Raw genomic sequence first — 19,901 nt, 5'->3', positions numbered from 1 at the left:
AGCTCGGCGTTGAGACAGGCAGGACTAACCGTTTTCGGTGACGCACACCAAGGCGTCGAGCGCCGTGGCACCTTCACCCGGGCCGAAGACGCGCAGCGGGTTGACCTCGGCTTCCAGCACCTCCGGTGCCGTCGTGGCCAATGTGGACAGTGCGACGATCGCGGCGGCCAGCGCACCGACGTCGCCGCTGCTGCCGCGGAAGCCGACGACCGGCGTGAGGCCCTTGACCTCGCGGATCATCTCGTGGGCGGTGGCGAGGTCGACCGGTGCGAGGCGCAGGCTCGAATCGCGGTACAGCTCGGCGGTGATGCCGCCGGCCGCGACCATGATCAGGGGGCCGACCTCGTCGCTCACGCGGTAGCCGACCAGAGCGTCCACTCCGGACGGTGCCATCGCGGTGACCAGCAGCCGTTCGGCCACCCCGCCGGAGCGGCGCACGCCTTCCACGATCGCGCCGGCCGCGGCAACCAGTTCGTCGTCGCCGGACACGCCGAGCACGACACCGCCGGCGTCGGTCTTGTGCGCGATCTCGGCCGAAAGCACCTTCACGGCCACCGGGTACGGCAGGCCGGCCGGTACCCGCCCATCGAGCACCGCTTCGACCGAAAGCTCGACGCCGGGTTGAGCCGAGATGCCGAGCTTTTCCACCACCCGGCAGGAGTCGAGCTCGTCGAGCACCTTCCGGGCACCCCCGGCACTTCCGGACCACCGCCGGTACGACGGTGCGGCCGGGCGGGAAGCCGCCGCGGCGATGGCCTCCACGATCGCCTCCGGAGTGCGGAAGGCGGGCACGCCGGCTTCGGACAGCGCGGCGAGTGCCTGCGGGGCGTCCGGCACCGCGAACGCGGCCAGCGGCGTCGGACCGTCGGCCCGCTCCACCACCGCCCGCACGGCGAGCTCCGGGTGGAACCGCGCCGAGGAGCCGACCACCATCACGACCAGGTCGAACTCGCCGCTGCGCTGTAGTTCGTCGAGCGCGCCGCTCACGATCTCGTGCTTCGCACCGGCGAGCGTGAGGTCCATGACGATGCTGTCGGTGATCGGCGCGCCGAGCGCCTGGATCCGCTGCAGCAGCGGAGCCGACGGAGCCCGCACGCTGATGCCGCGAAGGCCGAGCTGGTCGACGATGAGCGCCGCGCCACCCCCGGTCGTGGTGAGCACCGCAACCGAGAAGTCGGCCGGGCTCTTGCCGGCCGGCACGCGCTCCAGCAACGCCGGCGCCTCGATCAGCGCCTCCAGGTTGTCGACGCGGCTGATGCCACACGCCCGGAAGAACGCGTCGGCCTCCTCGTCGGAGCCGGCCAGCGCGCCAGTGTGCGAGACCGAGAGCTGCGCGCCCTGCGCCGAGCGACCGAGCTTGTAGACGACCACCGGCTTGCCGCGTTCGGCCGCGGCCAGCGCGAACTCGGCGAGGTCTTCACTGTGGTGCAACGACTCCAGGAACAACGCGTAGGAAGCGATGCCTTTGTCATCCACTGTGGACAGACAGATCTCACCGAGGCTCAGGTTCGCCTCGCCGCCGGTGGACACCAGGCCCGCGAACGAGATCCCCCGCTGCTTTCCCCGCGAGACCAGCGCACCGATCACGCTGCCGGAGTGCGACGCGACGAACACGCCACCCGGCGCGAGGTCGGTTTCGGCGAAGGCCGCGTTGGCGGTGAGCAGCATTCCGTTGCGCGGGTTGACCACACCCAGGCTGCTCGGGCCGAGCACCCGCGTCGACCCGGCCGCCGTGCGCAGGCGCGCCTCGCGTTCGCGACCCTGCTCGCCTTCCTCGCCGAAGCCGCTCGCAAGCACTGTCGCGACCGGCACACCGAGGCGCCCGCATTCGCCCACGGCCTCGATGGCCTGCTCGGCGTCGGTCATCACGTAGACGTGGTCGGGCACTTCGGGCAGGTCCGAGAGCGAGTGCCACGCCTGCTCGCCCGCCACGAACTCCCGGCGCGGGTTCACCGGGTAGATGCGGCCGGCAAAGCCCGACGAGCGCAGGTACCGCAGCGGACGCGAGCTCGTCTTCTCCGGATTGTCGGACGCGCCGACCAGCGCGATGCTGCGTGGCCAGAGCAGTGCCCCGGCCAGTTCCGCGGTGTTCGTCATCGGATGACCCCCTCGTCCACGAGTGCCGCGATCTCCGCCTGCCCCAGCCCCAGCTCGCCGCTCAGCACGGCCTCGGTGTCCGCGCCGAGCACCGGCGCGGGCTCGATGACGTCCGGCGCCGCGCCCGGCCAGCGCACCGCGCCACGGGCGGCGGGCACCGGCCCGATACCGGGCTGGTCGATCTCGCCGAGCAGCGGTTCATCGGCGCCGGCAGCCACCTCGGTGAGCGAGCGGTACCGCTGCCACAGCACAGCCGTCTCCGCGAACGCGCTGGTGACGGCCGCGATGTCACGCTCGGCGAACCACGGCGCCAGCACGGCCACCAGCTCGTCGCGCAGCCGGTACCGGTTCTCCTCGACGTCGAGGTCGAGCCCAGCGCGCTCGCCGACGCCCGCCAGCAGCGAGGTGGTGCCCGTGGCCTCCTGCAGCGCCCGCCACTGCCGCGTCGTCATCGCCACCACGATCACGTGTGCGCCGTCGGCCGTGCGGAACGAGGTGCCGAAGCTGCCGTAGATGTGGTTGCCCTGCTTGGGCCGGTCCTGCCCGGTCAGGCGAGCTTCGGCCAGCCAACCGAGATCGGCGACGGCACCGAGCGCGACGTCGGACAGCGCGACCTCCGCGTAGCTGCCCTGCCCGGTCGACGCGCGGTGCAGCAGGCCGGCCACCACGGCGTTGACCGCCTGGCTGCCGGTCAGCAGGTCCCAGGCGGGCAGCTGGTGGTTCACCGGCCCGCCCGCCTCGGCCGGGCCGGTCAGGTCGGGGACGCCGACCGCGGCGTTGACGGTGTAGTCGAGCGCCGGGCCACCGTCGCGCCGGCCCTGCACGCGGACGTGGACCAGGTCGGCCCGCAGGGCACGCAGCCGTTCGTCCGCGAGCCACTCCCAGCCGACGGTGTTGTCCAGCAGCGTGCCGCGTTCGGTGACGAGCGCCGTCACGAGCTCCTGGCCGCGCGGCGACCGCAGGTTCACGGCCACGGACCGCTTGCCCTTGTTGAGCCCGGTCCAGTAGAGGCTGCCGCCGCCGGGCGCGAGCGGCCAGCGGTGGTGGTCGCTCGCGCCGCCGAGCGGGTCGACGCGGATGACGTCCGCGCCGAGCCGCGCGAGCGCGAGCCCGCCCGAGGGCGCCGCCACGTAGGTCGCGACCTCCACGACCCGTTGTCCGGTCAACGGTTTCATGCGGCCAGCTCCGTCAGGAAGGAGAGGTCTTCGAGCGCGCGCACGGCCTCGATGGTCTTCGTGATGCGGTCCTCGCCGAGCGACGGCGCGCACAGCCGGCGGAACTTGTCCTCCAGCGCCGCGTCGGAGACCGGGTTGTCCGGCTCGCCATACGGCTGGGCGACCCGCAGGCTCAGCGGCTCGGCGCCGTCGAGGTCGATGGTCACGCGCGCGGGGCGCTCCACCGGGTACACGGCGTCGGCCTCGGCATCGGCGGTCACCTCGACCTTGGCCGTGAGCGCGCGGACGTCTTCGCGGCCGAACGTCGCCGGGTCGAACTCGGCCAGGCCGACCTCGCCGACGAGCAGCGCGACAGCGACGGCGTGCGGGATGCTCATCTGCGCGCCGAGGAAGCTGTCCACTGTGGTCGCATTGTGATGGGAGGCCACCGTGTAGGTGCCGACGGCGACCCGGGTCACGCGGGTGACGTCGAAGCCCCGCTCCTCGCGCAGCTTCAAGGCCGCGTCGATCGGGCCGTGCAGGTGCCGGCAGCACGGGTAGGGCTTGACATACGTGCGCAGCAAGGCCCAGTCACGACCCAGGCCCTCGACGACCACCCGCGGGTCGTGGTCGTTGTGCGCGAAGGCCTCGAAGTAGCCCTTGGCGCCTTCCAGCACTCCGGACGGTCCGGTCAGCCCCCGCGCGGCCAGCTCCGCGCTCGCCAGGGCGTCGCGCGCGGCCTTGCCCGCGTGGAGGCGTTTGACCTCGGCGTCCTGGCCGAGGAACGCGAACAGCCCACCGGCGTGCGACGCGGCGATGCCGAGCGCGTGCTCCGTGCGGGCGGCGTCGGAACCCAGCACCGTCGACACCCCGGCGGCGGCCGCGACGACACCGGCGAGCGGCGTGTTGTGGAAGCCGTTGCGCCAGGTCGCGGGGTGTCCGGCGGCGGCCAGCCGACAGGTCAGCTCCAGGGCCACCGCCGCGCCGGAGAGCAGCCGCTCGGCCGACGCTCCGTGGCGCTGCGCCGCCGCGAGCACCGCCGGGAACGCGACCGCGCTCGGGTGCACGCTGCCCGGTGTGTAACCGTCGTCCACCTCGAGGCTGTGCGCGGCCGTGCCGTTGACCAGCGCCGCGCCTTCCGCCGACCGCCGGCCGAACCCGACGGCCGTGGCTTCGGTGCCGGGGTTGGCCACGGCGGCGTAGTCAGCGACGAGCTTCGCCACGGGGAACCGCGAAGCGGCGACGACTCCGCCGAGGTGGTCGAGCAGCAGCCGTTTGACGTGCGTGACGACCTCCCCGGGCAGCTGCTCGTCACGCTGCCGCGCGGCCCAGGTCGCGATCTCCGCCGTGGCCGTCACCGCGCGGCCTCAGGACGGCGCTGGCTGAACCGCGTGCCGAACACGTCCTGCGCGATGGTGTTGCGCAGGATCTCCACCGAGCCGCCGGCGATCATCCAGCCGCGGATCCGGCGCATGAAGTACTCCATCGGCAGCTCGGTCGAGTAGCCCATGGCGCCGAACGCCTGCAGCGCGTCGTTGGCGACGGCGAAGGCAACCTCGTTGGTGTGCGCCTTGGCGATCGCGGCTTCGATCGGGTCCGGTGTCTCGCCCGCCGCGTTGGCGACCGCGCGGTAGATGAGCAGCCGCGCCGAGTCGAGCTTGATCCGCATGTCGGCGAACTTCCACTGCAGGCCCTGGAACTCCATCAGCGGACGGCCGAACTGCTTGCGCTGCTTGACGTGCTCCACCGCCCGCTCGTACGCCGTCTCGGCGAGCGCCAGAGCCCGCGACGCGTTGCCGAGGCGCTCGACACCGAAGATCGACAGCATGTTCTTCACCGCGTCCGAATCGGCCAGCACGTAGTCACGCGGCACACGGCACTCGTCGAAGTTGAGCGTGCAGTGCTGCTCGCCGGACATGTACCGCTCGGGCCGGCCCTTGCTGAAGCCCGGCGCGTCGACCGGCACCACGACCGCGCCGATGTCCCTCGTGCGCGGGCCGAACCGGCACCACACCACGGAATGCGTGATCTCCGGGCCGTGGGAGTTCCAGCACTTCTGTCCATTGAGGACGACCGAGTCACCGTCGTAGCGCGCGGTGGTGCGCAGGTCGGTGAGCGCCGATCCGGCCTCCGGCTCGCTCATCCCGGCGCTGACCAGGCCTTCACCCTTCAGCAGCTTGGTCAGCACCTCGTCCTTGACGCGCTGCGAGCCGAAGTTGGCGATCTGGCGGATCGCACCGAAGTTGCTCGCCTGCAGCGCGTCGCCGCTGTGCGGGCAGACCTTGGTCACCGCCTGCATCACGAGCACGGCGTCGAGCAGCGACGCACCCTGGCCGCCGTCGGCCTCGGCGATGGTCAGGCCGGTGAACCCGTTGTCCGCCAGCGTTTTCAGGCTGTCCCACGCGAACGATTTGCGCTGGAACGCGCGGGCGCTGAACTCGCGGCGCGCGAGGGTGGCCGCGGCGTCACGCAGGGCGTGCTGTTCGGGGGTGAGTGTGAAGTCCATCAACTCTCCTGTGTGTCGATCGTGGCCAGCGCCGCGCGGAACTCCGCGGCGGCCAGCCCGGCGAGTGCGGTGCTGAAGCTCGAGATCCGGCGGACGGCACCGCTGTCGTGACCGCCGACGCGCACGCACGCCGCGGTCTTCTCCTCGACCTGCGCCGGCGTCAGCGGGCACGAGGGCGACCCCGGCATGTCGGCGCGCCGGCGTTCGACCGAGCTGTCGGTGCGGTGCAGCTCGACCTCCGCCGGTGCCATGCTGACCTGCGACGGAAGGTCCTGGGCAACGTGGACGCGGGCGGCGAGCCGTTCGATCACGGGGTCACCGAGCACCGGATCCCGCATCGCGGTGAGGTCCACGGTGCCGGTGCGCAGGGCGGCGGCGACCAGCCACGGGATCGAGAACTGGACGTCGGCCACCGGCTGGCCGCGCCACCGGAACGGCCGCGCGACCTTGGCGTACGCCGGTCCGGCCGGCACGTGCACGACCACGCGCTCCAGGTCTTCGGCACGTGCGCCGGCCACGGCGGCGATCGCGGCGTGCGCGTACCGGCAGGCGGGGTAGGGCTTGAGGGAAAGGCGAGCTATTTCCCAGCCCGGCGCACTGATCTCGGCCACAGCGTCCGCCGGATTCCCGTCGCGCAACGCGAGCACGCCGTACTCGCCGTCGAGCCAACCGGACGGGCCGGGCACCCCGTGCGCGGCCAGCAGCGCCGCGGAAACCCCGGCCTGCACCGCGAACGACGGCTGCAGCCGCTTGGCCGGTGAACCTTCGGCGACGACCTGCCGGGTCATCGCCGAGCCCGTCGCGGTGAGCGCGAGGCCGAGCGCCTGCGTGAGCTGCTCGGGCCCGAGGCCCAGGGTTCTCGCCGCTGCCGCGGCCGCGCCCAGCGCGCCGAGGCCGGCCGTGCGGATCACGCCTCGCCGGCCACCGATCGCCGAGGAAACCCTGGCCAGCACCTGGATTCCGACGACCAGCCCGGCGACCACGTCGGCTCCGGACCGCGCGTGCGCCGAGGCCACCGCGAGTGCCGCCGGCAGCGCGACGCAGCTCGTGTGCACCACCGCGGCATCGTGTGTGTCGTCGAAGTCCCACGCGTGGATCAGCGCCGACAGCGCCGCCGCAGCCGCCGGCGCCGGGAGGCTCGCGGCCGTCCACGGCAACCGGACGGGACCTTGGCCGAAGTCGGTTTCCCAACCGGCCAGGGCACTTCCGACACCTGGAGCCGTGCGGCCCGCGGCCGCGATGCCGAGCGCGTCGGCGACGAGCACCTCGACCGCCTGCCGCTCGCGTTCGCCCAGGTCGGCGACGGAGGCAGCGCTCAGCGCGGACGTCCACGCCGTGACCGGGTCACTCACCGTCGCACCTCTTGCTTCCTCGCGGGATCAGTTGCCGACGGAGGTTACACATTTTATAAAATGCTGTCTATGCAATACGCTGAGGTTCCGTCAACGAAGATCGGAGGAACCGGATGAGCTCGACAGTCGGTGTGCTCGGCGCGGGGATCATGGGCCGGGGCATCGCCCAGGTCTTCGCCGCCGCCGGGCACTCGGTGGTGCTGTGCGACGTCGACCAGGAGACGGCCGAACGCGGCCGCGCGGCGGTTCGCGCCGGGCTGGAACGCGCGGCCCGGCGCTCCGGAATGCCCAGCTCCGGAACCTCCAGCGCCGTGGCCGAAACCGTCGACCGGATCAGCACCGGCGCGGACGTGTCCGCTTTCGCGGGCAGCGACCTCGTGGTGGAAGCCGTGCCCGAGGTCCTCGAGCTCAAGCACCGGATGCTCACCGACGTGGCCGCGGTGACCGGCCCGGACGTGGTCCTCGCGAGCAACACCTCCGCGCTGCCGATCACGGCGATCGCCGCCGGTGTGCCCGAGCCGCAGCGCGTGATCGGCCTGCACTTCTTCAACCCCGTGCACCGGCTGCCGCTGGTGGAGATGGTGTGCGGGCTCCAGACGGCGCCGGCCACGGAAACGCTGGCGCGTGAGCTGTGCGAGTCGGCCGGCAAGGTCGTGGTGCGCGTGGCCGATCGGCCGGGTTTCGTCACGAGCCGGGTCAACGTGCTGATCGGCAACGAGGCGTTCCACATGCTCTCCGAAGGCGTCGCGAACGCCGAGGAGATCGACCTCGCACTCAAGCACGGCCTGAACCACCCGATGGGTCCGTTCGAGCTCGTCGACCTCGTGGGCCTCGACACTCGCTTGTCGGTGCTGCAAGGGCTGTACACGTCGCTCGGCGAACGCTTCCGGCCCGATCCGCTGCTGGTCAGCCTCGTGCAGGCCGGCCGGCTCGGCCGCAAGACCGGACAGGGCGTCTACCGCTACGACCAGGACGGGGCCCGTGTCCCGGGATCGGGGAACCTGCAATGAGCGTGCGCACCGAAGTCACCGACCACGCCGTGACGATCTGGCTCGACCGGCCTGAAAAGCTCAACGCGCTCGACCTCGAGATGAGCGCCGGCGTCGACCGCGCCGTGGCGGAGTTCGCGGACAGCGAGCGGCCGCTGGTGCTGCGCAGCGCCGTGCCAGGCACGTTCGTCTCCGGCGCCGACCTCAACGAGCTCGCGCAACGCACCCGGCGCGAAGCCCTGCAACGCGTGAACCACCGGCTCTTCACCGCGATCGAGGAGTACCCGTGGCCGACCATCGCCCTCGTCGGCGGACACGCGCTCGGCGGCGGCTGCGAGCTCGCGCTGGCCTGCGACTTCCGGCTGTCCTCGACCACGGCGACCTGGGGTCTGCCGGAGGTGCGGCTGGGCATCATCCCGTCGGCCGGTGGGCTCTTCCGCCTGCCGAAGATCGTGGGCCGGTCCGCGGCGAAGCGCCTGATCTTCACCGGCAAGCGGATCGGCGCGGCGGAGGCGCTGGCCATCGGCCTGGTCGACGAAGTCTCCGACGACCTCGACGCCGCGCTCGCGCAGTTGCTCGGCGAGCTCGGCAAAGCGTCGATGACGGCCGTGCGCTACGCGAAGGAGGCCGTGCACGCTCCCGGCGACCACCGGCGCATCGCCGACGCGGCACTGCAGGCCCTGTGCTTCGAAAGCGACGACGCGCGGCAACGCCTGGCCAAGGCCGTGCGTAGGTAGTCTGCACTTTACACAATGTGAAGGAAGTAGGGCTGACGCATGGCACGCGCATCGGAGATCGCGGACGGCACTCCGGCACCTCCGCAGAGCCGCACCGACTACGTGGTGACCCGGCTCAAGCAGGACGTCGCCAATGGCACGCTGCAACCGGGACAGGCGCTGCGCCAGGTGCAGATCGCGCAGCGCTACGGCGTGAGCGTGACACCCGTGCGCGAAGCCCTGCGCATTCTGGAAGCCGACGGCACGATCAGCTACTCACCGCACCGCGGCGCGACCGTGAAGGACGTCGATCCCGAGACCGCGGACGATCTCTACCGCCTGCGCGCCGCGGTGGAAGGGCTCGCGACGCAGATCGCCGTCGAGCGCATTTCTGCCGAGCGCCTCGAAGCGATCGAAGCGGCCCACGCTGCGCTGCGGGCCGCCGAGGCCGCCGGAGCCACGAGCGCCGAGCTTTCGCGGCTCAACAAGGAATTGCACTACACGATCTACCAGGGTGGCGCCGCCGTGCTGCTCGACCACATCTCCAGCCTGTGGTCGCGCTTCCCGACCAGCGTCACGCTGTGGGACACCGACCACAACGTGTCGGCCCTGGACTCGGACCACGTCGGGATCATCGACGCCATCCGGGCCGGCGACGCGATCCGGGCCGGCGCGCTGATGTCGGACCACATCCACCACGCCGGAAGGCTCCGCGCCGGCACCGACTGACTTTTTTTCTCCGGAGGAACCCGTTCATGGAGCTTCGTCCTGCCCTCATCTGCTCGCCGCTGCGCACCCCGGTCGGCCGCTTCGGCGGCGCGCTCGCGTCGGTGAGCGCGGCCGACCTCGCCTCGACCGTGCTGCGCGCGCTGCTCGACCGCACCGGCCTCGACCCGGACGCGGTCGACGACGTCGTGCTGGGCCAGGCCTACCCCACGTCGGAAGCACCGGCGCTCGGCCGCGTGGTGGCACTCGACGGCGGCCTCGGCCTGCGCAGCGGCGGCCTCCAGCTCGACCGCCGCTGCGGCTCCGGCCTGCAGTCCGTGCTGCACGCGGCGATGCAGGTGCAGACCGGCGTCAGCGACCTGGTGATCGCCGGCGGCGCCGAGAACATGAGCGACGCGCCGTTCTACAGTGTCGGAATGCGTTGGGGCGTCAAGGGTTCCGGTGTGATGCTGCACGATTCGCTCGCGCGCGGCCGCGTCACGGCCGGCGGCCGGAACCACCCGGTGCCGGGCGGGATGCTGGAGACGGCGGAGAACCTGCGCCGCGAGTACGGCATCGGGCGCGCCGAGCAGGACGCGCTCGCGCTGCTCTCGCAACAGCGGGCCGCACAAGCCCAGGAGTCGGGTGTGTTCGCCGAGGAGATCGTGCCGGTGACGGTGCGCACGCGGCGCGGCGAGCAGGTGATCGACACCGACGAGCACCCGCGTCCCGACACCACGGCCGAGGCCCTCGCCGCGCTGAAACCCGTGCTGGGCAAGAACGATCCCGACGCCACCGTGACTGCCGGCAACGCCAGCGGCCAGAACGACGGTGCCGCGCTGTGCATCGTCTGCACGCCGGAACAGGCCGAGGCACACGGCCTCACGCCGCTGGTCCGGCTCGTGACCTGGGCGGTGGCCGGCGTCGCGCCGGAGACGATGGGCACCGGGCCGGTGCCGGCCACCGCGGCCGTGCTGGCACGCGCCGGCGTCGAGCTGGCCGACGTGGACCTGATCGAGATCAACGAAGCCTTCGCCGTGCAGGTTCTCGCGTGCCTGCGCGAGTGGAAGCTCTCCGACGACCTCGACCGCGTCAACGTGCACGGATCCGGCATTTCGCTCGGCCACCCCGTCGGCGCCACCGGAACCCGCATCCTCACGACGATGAGCCGCGAACTCGTGCGCCGGAAAGCCCGCTACGGCCTGGAAACCATGTGCATCGGCGGCGGCCAGGGCATCGCGGCGCTGTTCGAACGCGTGGCCTGAACACTTGCCCACCCGGCCTGACAACAGCCGGGTGTGACAACACACCAGAAGGTTCTCCGCCGAGGTGCTGTGCTCGCCGGCGCGGTGGTTTTCGCCGCGAGCACAGCACCTCCGGCGTTCGCGGCGACGCCGTCGCGGGTCGAGTTGCCGAGTCCGAACCCCGGCGTTCTCACCGGCACACCACGTCCGCTCGACGCGACGATGCCCGTCGCCCTGCGCGTGTACTTGGCCGATCGACCGGGGCTCGCCGACGCCGCCCGCGCGGTGTCCGACCCGGCCAGTCCGCGCTACGCCCACTTCCTCACGCCGGCACAGGCTGCCCAGCAGTTCGGTCCGGCCCCGGGGCAGGTCGGCGCCGTCGAGTCCTGGCTCGCCGGCCAGGGCATGACGGTCACCGCGACCACCGAGCACTACCTCGCGGTGAACGCGACGGTGGCGCAGATCGACGCCGCGTTCGGCACACAGGTGAGCGAGTTCGACCGGACGGTGACCGAGCCGAAAGGCGGAACGCGGACATTCCGCGACGCCGGTGTCGTGGGCGGGTTCTCCATTCCGGCGGCGGTGGCGGCGGACATCGTGAGCGTCACCGGGATCGACCAGCTCGAGCTGAGTCCGATCGTCGGTGGCACCACCGCGGCCGGGGCCCGCACGGCAACACAGCCCACCGACTTCCCGTGTTCCCACTACTGGGGCGAGCACACGAGCCCGATCCCCCCGGCGTTCGGGCACACGACCGCGCCGACGCAGCTGTGCGGGTACGAGCCGAAGCAGGTGCGTGACGCGTACGGCCTGTCCAACAGCCCTTACACCGGCAAGGGCAAGACGGTCGCGATCATCCTCGACGAGCACTCGCCGACGGAGCTCGCCGACGCCAACCGGTTCTTCGCCGCGCACGGCGAGCCCGTGTTCACGCCGGGGCAGTACGTCGAAGACATCAGCCCGACCTCGGACGCTTCGTGCGTAGGCAGGGAGAGCGGTCTGGAGGAGTCGATCGACGTGCAGTCGGCGCACCTCGGGGCGCCGGACGCGCGCATCGTGAACGTGATCGTCGATTGTGCCGACTTCGCACCCCAGGAGCTGCAGTCCTGGCTCGACGGAGTTTCACGCGTGGTCGACCGGCACCTGGCCGACGTCGCGAGCACGTCGGCCGGGCTCGGCGAGGACTCGCTGTCGCCGGCGGGCAGGGCGCCGTGGGACCTGGTGCTGCAGCAGGGTGCGCTCGAAGGCATCGGCTTCGACTTCTCCAGCGGTGACGGCGGGGCCGAAAACCTCCACCAGGCCCAGTTCCCGGCGTCGAACCCGTGGGCCACGGCCGTCGGCGGCACGAGCCTGGAGATCGGCGCGCACGGCGAGGTGGTCGCCGAGCACACGTGGGGCGATCACCTCCTGCCGATGAACTCGGACCGCACCGGGTACGACGAAGATCCGCCCGGCGAGTTCGACGGTGGTTCCGGCGGTGGCCTCAGCACGCTGTTCGCCGAGCCCGGCTACCAGAAGGCGGCCGTGCCGCGCAGCCTGGCGACGGACCACGGCACCACGGCGGCGAAGCGCGTGATCCCGGACATTTCGGCCGACGCCGGCAACGCCTGGCTGATCGGCGCCACCGACCTGGACGGCAGCGGCGGCTACGCGGAAGTGCCAATCGGTGGCACGAGCGCGTCTTCCCCGCTGTTCGCCGGCATCGAGGCCGACGCGATGCAGACCGCGGGCCACGCCCTCGGTTTCGCCAACCCGGCTATCTACCGCCTGGCGGGCGGCCCGGCCGTGCGCGACATCCTGCCGGTGGACCCGGCCGATCCCCCGATCGCTCTCGGATACCGGCTGGACGACGAGTTCGACCCCGCGTTCGTCACGACCTTCGGCCAGGACAAGAGCCTCCCCACCACCCGGGGCTACGACGCGGCGACGGGTCTCGGTGCCCCGACCTCCTCGTTCACCCTCCTTCTGGGCCGGCGCTGAACGCTTTCGCGCCGCATCGGCAATTCCCCCATGGAAGGTCAGGGAAGAAGCGAGGAGTGGCATGACTTCGGACGCGGAACTGATCGGCAGGTCGCTGGAGGGCGACCAGGAAGCCTTCGTGGAGGTGATCAGCCGGCACGAGGGCGCGATCGGCGCCTACCTGGCTCGTCGGGTGGGGCGCGACGCGGCCGAAGACCTGCTCGGTGAGGTGTGGGTCGCGGCCTACGCCTCGCGGGGCACGTACGACAGGTCGTTTCCGGAAGCCCGGCCGTGGCTGTACGGGGTGTCGCTGAACACGATCCGCCGGCACTGGCGGTCGCGGCCGGCAGAGGACCTCGTGCCAGACGTGCCGGACCGCGGTGCCGACCCGTGGTCTGAGGTCGACGCGCGCGTCGACGTCCAGGCGGTGCTGCGGGCGGCGTTGGCGGAGCTCAAGCCGGAAGAACGCGAAGTGCTCACGCTCGTCGCGTGGGAGGACTTGACCGCTGCCGACGCGGCGCGGGTGCTCGGCGTGCCGGCCGGCACGGCGCGCCGCCTGTTGCACCAGGCCAGAAAGGCGCTGCGGAAGGCGCCCGAAGTGGCTGCACTCCTGACGAAGCCGGCCCCTGTGAAGAAAGGCGCTTGACCGTGGACGAGATGGATTTGGTCCGCAACTTGAAGGATGTTCAGCCGTTGCGCCCCGAGGCGTACGGAAAAGCACGCGCAGCCCTAGGAGCAGCAATGTCCGAATCCACCACCACTCCGGCCCGCCGGGCGAAGTTCAGCTGGGCCAGCCCGGGTGTGCCGGGCAAGATCGGCCTCGGCGCCGTCGCGGCCGCCGCCGTGGCCGCTGCCGTGGTGGCGACCTCGGTGCCGCAGCCCCAGGCCCAGGCCCCGGCGTCGGTCGCCGACGCCCCGGCCGTCACCTCGCCGCTAGTGAGCCTGGCGGCCAACGTGACCACCAACGCCGGTTCGGTCACCGGCGACGCTTCGCTGGTCATCCGCAGCACGAAGGCGCCGGACGGTTCGCCGTACGTGGTGTACAGCCTCTACACGGACAAGGGCGAGGTCTACCTCGCCGAAGACGCGAAGTCGCTGCCCGGTGTGATCGCGAGCCACGCCAACCTCGCCGAGCCGAACGACGCGGCCGACGTCGCCGCCGCCCGCTTCGCCGCGACCGGCGATCTGAACGAGGCCCGCACGAAGATGGTCAACGCGACCCCCAACGGCTTCGGCCTGGGGCTCAGCGACGCCGCCGCTCAGAAGGCGTGGGCCGATGCCATCGCCAAGGAAGCCGACATCTACCGCGCGAAGGGTGTCGCGGTCCCGACGCAGCGTCCGACCGGCAAGACGCTGGACAACCTGGTCGACAACCACCTGTGGACCAACGCCGTCAACGCGCTCAACCTCGGCGCGGCCAACCCCCAGGTCCGCGCGGGCGTGCTCCGCCTGCTCTCCACGATTCCGGACGTCACGGTCACGAAATCGACCACCGACGGCAAGCCGACCCTCACCATCACCGCCGGCGCCGCCCTCTTCTCGGGCGAGGCCGAGGTGCTGACCGTCGACGCCGCCACGGGTCTCCCCGTGAGCAACGGGTCGAAGTCGGCGATGGCCACGTACAAGTCCTCGCGCGTCACGGTCGCCGACGTGCAGGCCGGCAAGTTCTGAGCCACCTCCCGACGACGATGCGGGCCGCCCTTGATCGGGGCGGCCCGCATTGCTCTTCGGAGAGCGCTTCAGCCGGCACGGCTCCGTCGAAGCCGGCCAGGAGACCTCGACCGGCTCCGCCCTGCGAGCGTCAGCAGAACCCCGACCGCACCCGCACCCGATCCTGCGAGGCACCGAACTCCGCCGGCTGGCAGGTCGTCTCCAGGACCGACATCCACAGATCCCCATCCGGGTCGACCTGGTTGCGGCGGCTGGTCATCAGCGACAGCGGCACGTGGACGAAGCGGCGCCGCCAGCGCGCGACGGCGGCTTCGGTGTGGCCGGCCATCGCGGCGTGGACCGCGGCGTGGGCCAGGCGCAGGCAGTAGACGGCGTCGTAGGCGTTGGCGGCGATGCTGCGGACCGCGTAGCTCGGGTCGATGTAGCGCATGGTCGGCGGGAGGCCGACCGAAACCAGGTGGGCGGTGATGCGTTCCTTGAGCAGTTCGCCGATGTTGCCGAGTTTGATGTTGCCGGAGGCGTCGGTGCCGCGGCCGTTGAGCTGGGGCAGGCCGTGGTCCTCGAGGAGGTCCTGGCCCGCGCCCTCGGCGAGCACGATCACGACGTAACCCTTGGCTCTCACGCGTTCCTCGACGTGGGCCAGCAGGCCGTCCGCGCCGCCCAGGGCGAAGGGGATCTCGGGGATCAGCACGATGTCCGCGGCGTTGGCGGACAAGGCAGCGTAGCTGGCGATGAATCCCGAGTGCCGGCCCATCAGCTTCACGATCCCGACGCCGTTCGGGCTGGCGGCGGCCTCGACGGCGACCGCGGAGATGAAGTCGGTGGCCCGGGCGAACGCGCTCTGGAAGCCGAACGACTGGTCGGTGAAGGGCAGGTCGTTGTCGATCGTCTTCGGGACGCCGATGACGGCGATGTCGAGGCCACGCGCGCGGATCGCCTTGCTGAGGAACGTGGCCGCGCGCATGCCGCCGTCGCCGCCGATGACGAACATGATGTCGACGCCGCGCAGGACGAGGCTGTCGACCATTTCGTCGGCGTCCTGGCCGCCGCGGGAGCTGCCCAGGATGGTGCCGCCGGCGTTGTGGATGTCGCGCACGCGCTCGGGAGTCAGTTCGACGGTGTCGTAGCGGTGCTGCTGCGTGAGGCCTTGCAAGCCGTTGCGGAAACCGAGGATCCGCTTGACCTTGTAGTGCACCGCGAGCTCCTGCACGAGACCGCGGATCACGTTGTTGAGCCCCGGGCACAACCCCCCGCAGGTGACGATCCCGGCGGTCACGCGCGCGGGGTCGAAATAGATCTTCCGGCGCGGCCCGGCGGCTTCGAAGCTCGGCACCTGGGTGGGCGGGAGGCTGTGCTCGGCGAGCATGGAAACGGTGTCCTCCAACAGCACGCGGTCGCCTTCCGCGACGTAGTGCGGGGAGGTCTGCTTGGTGGAGAGCATCTCGGAGATCGGCGAGTCGTACCGACACTCGCCGAGGCGGCGAACGCCGAGGTCGTCCAGGTGCAACGTCACCGTGTCTCCTTGATCTCGGTGGTCGAACGGAAAATCATGCGAAGGTCGTGTGTGTCACGTGGCGAACTTCTCCCCGGGAAATCAGGAGCGATTCGGTGACGGTCGTGCCGGCGATCCTCCGCGGCCGCCCGACCAGCGGCCCGCCGTTCACACCCGTGGCGACGAAAAACGCGTCGCCGGTCACGAGCTCGGAGCACTCGTACACGCGGTCGAGGGACATGCCCGCGGCACGGATGGCGTCGGCTTCCTCGGGGCGTTGGGGGGCCAGCCGGCCGAGCATCCCGCCACCCAGTGCCCGCACCGCGGCGGCGGTCATCACGCCCTCGGGCGTGCCGCCGACGCCGATCAGCAGGTCGACGTCGTTCGTCGGCAGCAGCACCGCCAGGCTGCCCCCGACATCGCCGCCCGCCGGGGTCTGCACGGCCGCGCCCGCGTGCACCACGCGCATGATCAGGTCCTGGTGGCGCGGCTTGTCCATGATCATCACGCGCAGCTCGCTGACCTGCTTGCCCAGCGCCTTGGCGACGTTGGCCAACGTGACCTCGGCCGGGTCGTCGAGATCGATGACGTCCTTCGCCGCGGCGGGCACCACGATCTTGTCCATGTAGAACCCCGGCCCGGGTGACCACATGGTGCCCGCTTCGCCGAACGCGATCGTCGCGAGCGACCCCGGCAGATCCTTCGCGCAGAACGACGTTCCTTCAAGAGGATCCACCGCGATGTCGAAGTCCGGGCCGTGCCCGTTGCCCACCACCTCACCGTTGAACAGCATGGGGGCGTCGTCCTTCTCGCCCTCCCCGATGACCACAGTCCCACGCCCGGGTGCGTCGGCCAGTGCCTCGCGCATGGCCGCGGTCGCCGCCGCGTCGGCGCCCTTCTGGTCGTACCGGCCCACCCAGGCGAAGCTGGCCACCGCCGCGCGGGAGGTGGCGGCCAGCGCCACCGCCTCCAACGTGTGGATGTCACCGCGGGCCCGCGCTTCGGACATTTTCGACTCCTCTTAGGACTGTCTCATCAGGGCTGTTAAAAGGTGCGGTCACTCCAGGTTCGCGTGCAGCCGCCACAGTTCCTGGGCCTGGCTGCCGCTGGTCTTCCACAGCGTGTGGAACAGCGCGTCGGTGGTCAGCAGCACGGACTGCTCGAACAGGCTGCCGGCGTACTGCACCGACGCGCCGCCGTCGAAGTCCTGCTTGTCCGCGGCCGGGATGATCAGCACCTCGGTCGCGGTCTCGGCCAGCGGCGACCCGGCCGCCGTGGTCAGCGCGATCACGTCCGCACCCTGCTCACGCGCGGTCTGCGCGGCTCGCACCACGCGCGCCGTCTTGCCCGAGCCCGAGGCCGCCACCAGCACATCGCCCGGGCCGATGGCCGGTGCGGTCACCTCGCCGACGACGTGGGTGCGCAGCCCGAGGTGCATGAACCGCATCGCGGCCATCTGCAACGCGAGCCCGCTGCGCCCGGTGCCGATCGTGAACACGGCCGGGGCTTTCAGGAGCAGCGCGCCGGCGCGGATCCACGACGGCGACTGCACCGCCGTGCTCACGCGGTCGACCTCGCCGATGACCGCGCGCGTCGCGTCCGTGAAAAGGCCGGGGTCGAGCTTGTTCGAAATCGAGTGCGTCACCGCGATCTTCCTCCACAAATCGGGTCAGGACAACGAATTCACGGCACGCACGCTGCGCCGGGCCGCTTCGGCCACGGCCTCGGTGGTGATGCCGAACTGGCTGAACAAGGTCTTGAAGTCCGCCGATGCACCGAAGTGCTCCAGCGACACGATTTCGCCCGCGTCGCCGGCGAACCGGTGCCACGGCTGTGCGACACCCGCCTCCACGACCACCCGCGCACGCACCGACGGTGGCAGAATCTTGTCCCGGTACGCCCGGTCCTGCCGGTCGAACCACTCCACGCACGGCATCGACACCACGCGGGCGGGCACGCCTTCGGCCTCGAGCACCTCCCTGGCCGCCACGGCCAGCTGGACCTCGGAACCCGTGCCGACCAGCAGCACCTCGGGACGCCCCGAAGACGCCTCGGCGAGCACGTAACCGCCGCGGGCCACCCCCTGCGCCGACGTGCCCTCCAGCGTCGGCAGGTCCTGGCGGCTCAGCGCCAGCCCGGCCGGCCCGGCGGTGTCCTCCAGCACGGCTTTCCAGGCGTACGCGGTCTCGTTCGCGTCGGCCGGGCGCACCACCGACATCCCGGGGATGGCCCGCAGCGACGCCAGCTGCTCGACGGGCTGGTGCGTCGGGCCGTCCTCGCCGAGGCCGATCGAGTCGTGCGTCCACACGTAGATCACGGGCAGTCGCATCAGCGCGGCCAGGCGCACCGCCGGGCGCATGTAGTCGCTGAAGATGAGGAAGGTGCCGCCGTACGGGCGGGTTCCGCCGTGCAGCGCGATGCCGTTGAGGATCGAGCCCATCGCGTGCTCGCGGATGCCGAAGTGCAGCGTGCGGCCGTAGGGGTTCGCCTGCCAGGCGTTGGTCGAGATCTCGACCGGGCCGAACGAGTCCGCGCCCTTGATCGTGGTGTTGTTGCTCTCGGCCAGGTCCGCCGACCCGCCCCAGAGCTCCGGCAGCACCGCGCCGATCTTGGCCAGCACCGCGGCTGACGCCTTGCGCGTGGCCACGCCCTTGGCGTCGGGCTGCCAGGTGGGCAGGTCGTCGGCCCAGTGCGCCGGCAGCGCGCGCCGGCTGAGACGGTCGAGCAGGGCCTTGCGGTCGGGGTTGGCCCTCGCCCAGGCGTCGAACTCGAGCTGCCACTTCTCGCGGTCGACGCGCCCGCGCACCACCACCTCGCGGGTGTGGCGCAGCACGTCGTCGTCGACCTGGAAGCTCTGCTCCGGGTCCAGGCCCACGGCGCGCTTGACCGCGGCGATCTCCTCGGCACCCAGCGCGGCGCCGTGCGCCTTGCCGGTGTTCATCTTGGTCGGCGCCGGATACCCGATCACGGTGCGCAGCACGATCAGGGTCGGGCGCTTGGTCTCGGCCTTGGCCTGCTCGATCGCGTCCAGGATCCCCGCCACGTCCTCGCCGCCGTGGACCGTCAGCACGTGCCAGCCATACGCCTCGTAGCGCTTGGCGGTGTCCTCGGACAGCGCGATCCGGGTGTCGTCCTCGATGGAGATCTCGTTGCTGTCGTAGATCACCGTGAGGTTGCCGAGCTGCTGCGTGCCGGCCAGCGACGACGCCTCGGAGGTGACGCCCTCTTCGATGTCACCGTCCGAGGCGATCACGTAGATGTGGTGGTCGAACGGGCTCTTGCCCGGCTCGGCGTCCGGGTCGAACAGCCCACGCTCGCGGCGGGCGGCCATGGCCATCCCGACCGCGTTGGCCAGGCCCTGCCCCAGTGGGCCGGTGGTGGTCTCGACGCCCTTGGTGTGCCGGTACTCGGGGTGACCCGGCGTGAGCGAACCCCACCTGCGCAGGGACTTGAGGTCCTCGAGCTCGAGGCCGTAGCCGGAGAGGAACAGCTGGATGTACAGGGTGAGGCTCGAATGGCCGGCCGACAGCACGAACCGGTCGCGGCCGAGCCACGACGCGTCGGCGGGGTCGTGCCGCATGACCCGCTGGAACAGCGCGTAGGCGACGGGCGCGAGACTCATGGCCGTGCCGGGGTGCCCGCTCCCGCAGTGCTCGACCGCGTCCGCCGCCAGCACGCGCGCGGTGTCCACCGCACGCCGGTCCAGCTCGGTCCAGTCGTCGGGGAGCCGCTTGGTCGTCAAGCGGACGAGCTCTTCAGCTGATTCGATCGCGCGGGAACGGGAGATCGATCCGTTTGCTGCCATGGACGCGCACTCCTGACAATTCTGACTCGACACATTCGGAGCCAAATTCTGAAATGTGATTTCGGGGCTGTTCCGCTGTGTGCCGAGCCGATGCCCGGCACACAGCGAGTGGGTTCGGTCAGGCGGCGCGCTTCTTGAGTTCCTTCGCGGCGGCGGCGGGGTCGGCGGCGTTGTAGATCGCGCCCCCGGCCACGGCGACGGTCGCTCCCGC

General features: G+C 71.4%; 16 protein-coding genes. 7 read left to right on the top strand and 9 right to left on the bottom strand.

Annotated features, from left to right (window positions below; genetic code table 11):
- Positions 1-24 precede the first annotated feature (24 nt).
- The 5 genes from ACWEOE_RS08330 to ACWEOE_RS08310 are packed head-to-tail and all read right to left on the bottom strand — an operon-like array spanning position 25 to position 7,109.
- Positions 25-2,097 (bottom strand): acetate--CoA ligase family protein, encoded by a 2,073-nt coding sequence (locus ACWEOE_RS08330; RefSeq protein WP_452005749.1) that lies wholly within the window; start codon positions 2,095-2,097, stop codon positions 25-27.
- The gene (locus ACWEOE_RS08325; protein WP_452005746.1) at positions 2,094-3,272 is read right to left on the bottom strand and encodes a CoA transferase; all 1,179 of its coding nucleotides are present in this window, start codon (positions 3,270-3,272) and stop codon (positions 2,094-2,096) included. The genes ACWEOE_RS08330 and ACWEOE_RS08325 overlap by 4 nt, the downstream gene beginning before the upstream one ends.
- A complete protein-coding gene (locus ACWEOE_RS08320) occupies positions 3,269-4,609 on the bottom strand; it encodes an MmgE/PrpD family protein (protein WP_452005743.1) in 1,341 nt (446 codons plus the stop codon). Before ACWEOE_RS08320 ends, ACWEOE_RS08325 begins: the two co-directional genes overlap by 4 nt.
- Positions 4,606-5,757: an acyl-CoA dehydrogenase family protein gene (locus ACWEOE_RS08315; RefSeq protein WP_452005740.1), complete on the bottom strand. Its 1,152-nt coding sequence runs from the start codon at positions 5,755-5,757 to the stop codon at positions 4,606-4,608. Before ACWEOE_RS08315 ends, ACWEOE_RS08320 begins: the two co-directional genes overlap by 4 nt.
- Positions 5,757-7,109, bottom strand: coding sequence for an MmgE/PrpD family protein (locus ACWEOE_RS08310; RefSeq protein WP_452005738.1), 1,353 nt, complete (start codon positions 7,107-7,109; stop codon positions 5,757-5,759). Before ACWEOE_RS08310 ends, ACWEOE_RS08315 begins: the two co-directional genes overlap by 1 nt.
- A gap of 113 nt (positions 7,110-7,222) precedes the next feature.
- On the opposite strand from ACWEOE_RS08310, the gene ACWEOE_RS08305 reads away from it, so the two are divergent.
- The 7 genes from ACWEOE_RS08305 (at position 7,223) to ACWEOE_RS08275 (ending at position 14,393) form a co-directional block, all read left to right on the top strand.
- The gene (locus ACWEOE_RS08305; protein WP_452005735.1) at positions 7,223-8,119 is read left to right on the top strand and encodes a 3-hydroxyacyl-CoA dehydrogenase family protein; all 897 of its coding nucleotides are present in this window, start codon (positions 7,223-7,225) and stop codon (positions 8,117-8,119) included.
- Positions 8,116-8,835, top strand: a complete 720-nt coding sequence (locus ACWEOE_RS08300; protein ID WP_452005732.1) for an enoyl-CoA hydratase/isomerase family protein — start codon at positions 8,116-8,118, stop codon at positions 8,833-8,835. The genes ACWEOE_RS08305 and ACWEOE_RS08300 overlap by 4 nt, the downstream gene beginning before the upstream one ends.
- 39 nt (positions 8,836-8,874) lie before the next feature.
- Entirely contained in the window at positions 8,875-9,543 is a 669-nt protein-coding gene (locus ACWEOE_RS08295; protein WP_452005730.1) for a GntR family transcriptional regulator, read from the top strand.
- Positions 9,544-9,569: 26 nt separating this feature from the next.
- Positions 9,570-10,784 (top strand): acetyl-CoA C-acetyltransferase, encoded by a 1,215-nt coding sequence (locus tag ACWEOE_RS08290; RefSeq protein WP_452005727.1) that lies wholly within the window; start codon positions 9,570-9,572, stop codon positions 10,782-10,784.
- A 33-nt stretch (positions 10,785-10,817) separates the two neighbouring features.
- Entirely contained in the window at positions 10,818-12,743 is a 1,926-nt protein-coding gene (locus ACWEOE_RS08285) for a protease pro-enzyme activation domain-containing protein (protein ID WP_452005724.1), read from the top strand.
- Positions 12,744-12,804: 61 nt separating this feature from the next.
- Positions 12,805-13,368, top strand: coding sequence for an RNA polymerase sigma factor (locus tag ACWEOE_RS08280; protein ID WP_452005722.1), 564 nt, complete (start codon positions 12,805-12,807; stop codon positions 13,366-13,368).
- A 95-nt stretch (positions 13,369-13,463) separates the two neighbouring features.
- Positions 13,464-14,393 carry a hypothetical protein gene (locus tag ACWEOE_RS08275; protein ID WP_452005720.1) on the top strand — a complete coding sequence of 310 codons (930 nt, stop codon included), beginning with the start codon at positions 13,464-13,466 and terminating at the stop codon, positions 14,391-14,393.
- 130 nt (positions 14,394-14,523) lie between these two features.
- On the opposite strand, the gene ACWEOE_RS08270 is transcribed toward ACWEOE_RS08275, so the two are convergent.
- Genes ACWEOE_RS08270 through tkt form a run of 4 tightly spaced genes read right to left on the bottom strand, consistent with a single transcriptional unit; the run spans position 14,524 to position 19,690 of the window.
- Positions 14,524-15,906 (bottom strand): ATP-dependent 6-phosphofructokinase, encoded by a 1,383-nt coding sequence (locus ACWEOE_RS08270; RefSeq protein WP_452005718.1) that lies wholly within the window; start codon positions 15,904-15,906, stop codon positions 14,524-14,526.
- A gap of 34 nt (positions 15,907-15,940) precedes the next feature.
- Positions 15,941-16,894, bottom strand: coding sequence for a fructose-bisphosphatase class II family protein (locus ACWEOE_RS08265; protein WP_452005715.1), 954 nt, complete (start codon positions 16,892-16,894; stop codon positions 15,941-15,943).
- A gap of 48 nt (positions 16,895-16,942) precedes the next feature.
- Complete coding sequence (gene hxlB, locus ACWEOE_RS08260; RefSeq protein ID WP_452005712.1) at positions 16,943-17,530, bottom strand: 6-phospho-3-hexuloisomerase; 588 nt, start codon at positions 17,528-17,530, stop codon at positions 16,943-16,945.
- A gap of 24 nt (positions 17,531-17,554) precedes the next feature.
- Positions 17,555-19,690, bottom strand: a complete 2,136-nt coding sequence (gene tkt, locus ACWEOE_RS08255; protein WP_452005709.1) for a transketolase — start codon at positions 19,688-19,690, stop codon at positions 17,555-17,557.
- Between the last annotated feature and the right edge of the window lie 211 nt (positions 19,691-19,901).

The organism is Amycolatopsis sp. NPDC004368, from assembly GCF_053602515.1.
This window is presented reverse-complemented; position numbering and strand designations above follow the sequence as displayed.

Excerpts from the sequence above, each read along its gene's own strand:
- ACWEOE_RS08305 (WP_452005735.1), top strand. The coding sequence starts at position 7,223 with ATGAGCTCGACAGTCGGTGTGCTCGGCGCGGGGATCATGGGCCGGGGC.
- tkt (WP_452005709.1), bottom strand. The coding sequence starts at position 19,690 with ATGGCAGCAAACGGATCGATCTCCCGTTCCCGCGCGATCGAATCAGCT.
- ACWEOE_RS08300 (WP_452005732.1), top strand. The coding sequence starts at position 8,116 with ATGAGCGTGCGCACCGAAGTCACCGACCACGCCGTGACGATCTGGCTC.
- ACWEOE_RS08330 (WP_452005749.1), bottom strand. The coding sequence starts at position 2,097 with ATGACGAACACCGCGGAACTGGCCGGGGCACTGCTCTGGCCACGCAGC.
- ACWEOE_RS08275 (WP_452005720.1), top strand. The coding sequence starts at position 13,464 with ATGTCCGAATCCACCACCACTCCGGCCCGCCGGGCGAAGTTCAGCTGG.
- ACWEOE_RS08295 (WP_452005730.1), top strand. The coding sequence starts at position 8,875 with ATGGCACGCGCATCGGAGATCGCGGACGGCACTCCGGCACCTCCGCAG.
- ACWEOE_RS08280 (WP_452005722.1), top strand. The coding sequence starts at position 12,805 with ATGACTTCGGACGCGGAACTGATCGGCAGGTCGCTGGAGGGCGACCAG.
- ACWEOE_RS08265 (WP_452005715.1), bottom strand. The coding sequence starts at position 16,894 with ATGTCCGAAGCGCGGGCCCGCGGTGACATCCACACGTTGGAGGCGGTG.
- ACWEOE_RS08290 (WP_452005727.1), top strand. The coding sequence starts at position 9,570 with ATGGAGCTTCGTCCTGCCCTCATCTGCTCGCCGCTGCGCACCCCGGTC.
- ACWEOE_RS08325 (WP_452005746.1), bottom strand. The coding sequence starts at position 3,272 with ATGAAACCGTTGACCGGACAACGGGTCGTGGAGGTCGCGACCTACGTG.
- ACWEOE_RS08315 (WP_452005740.1), bottom strand. The coding sequence starts at position 5,757 with ATGGACTTCACACTCACCCCCGAACAGCACGCCCTGCGTGACGCCGCG.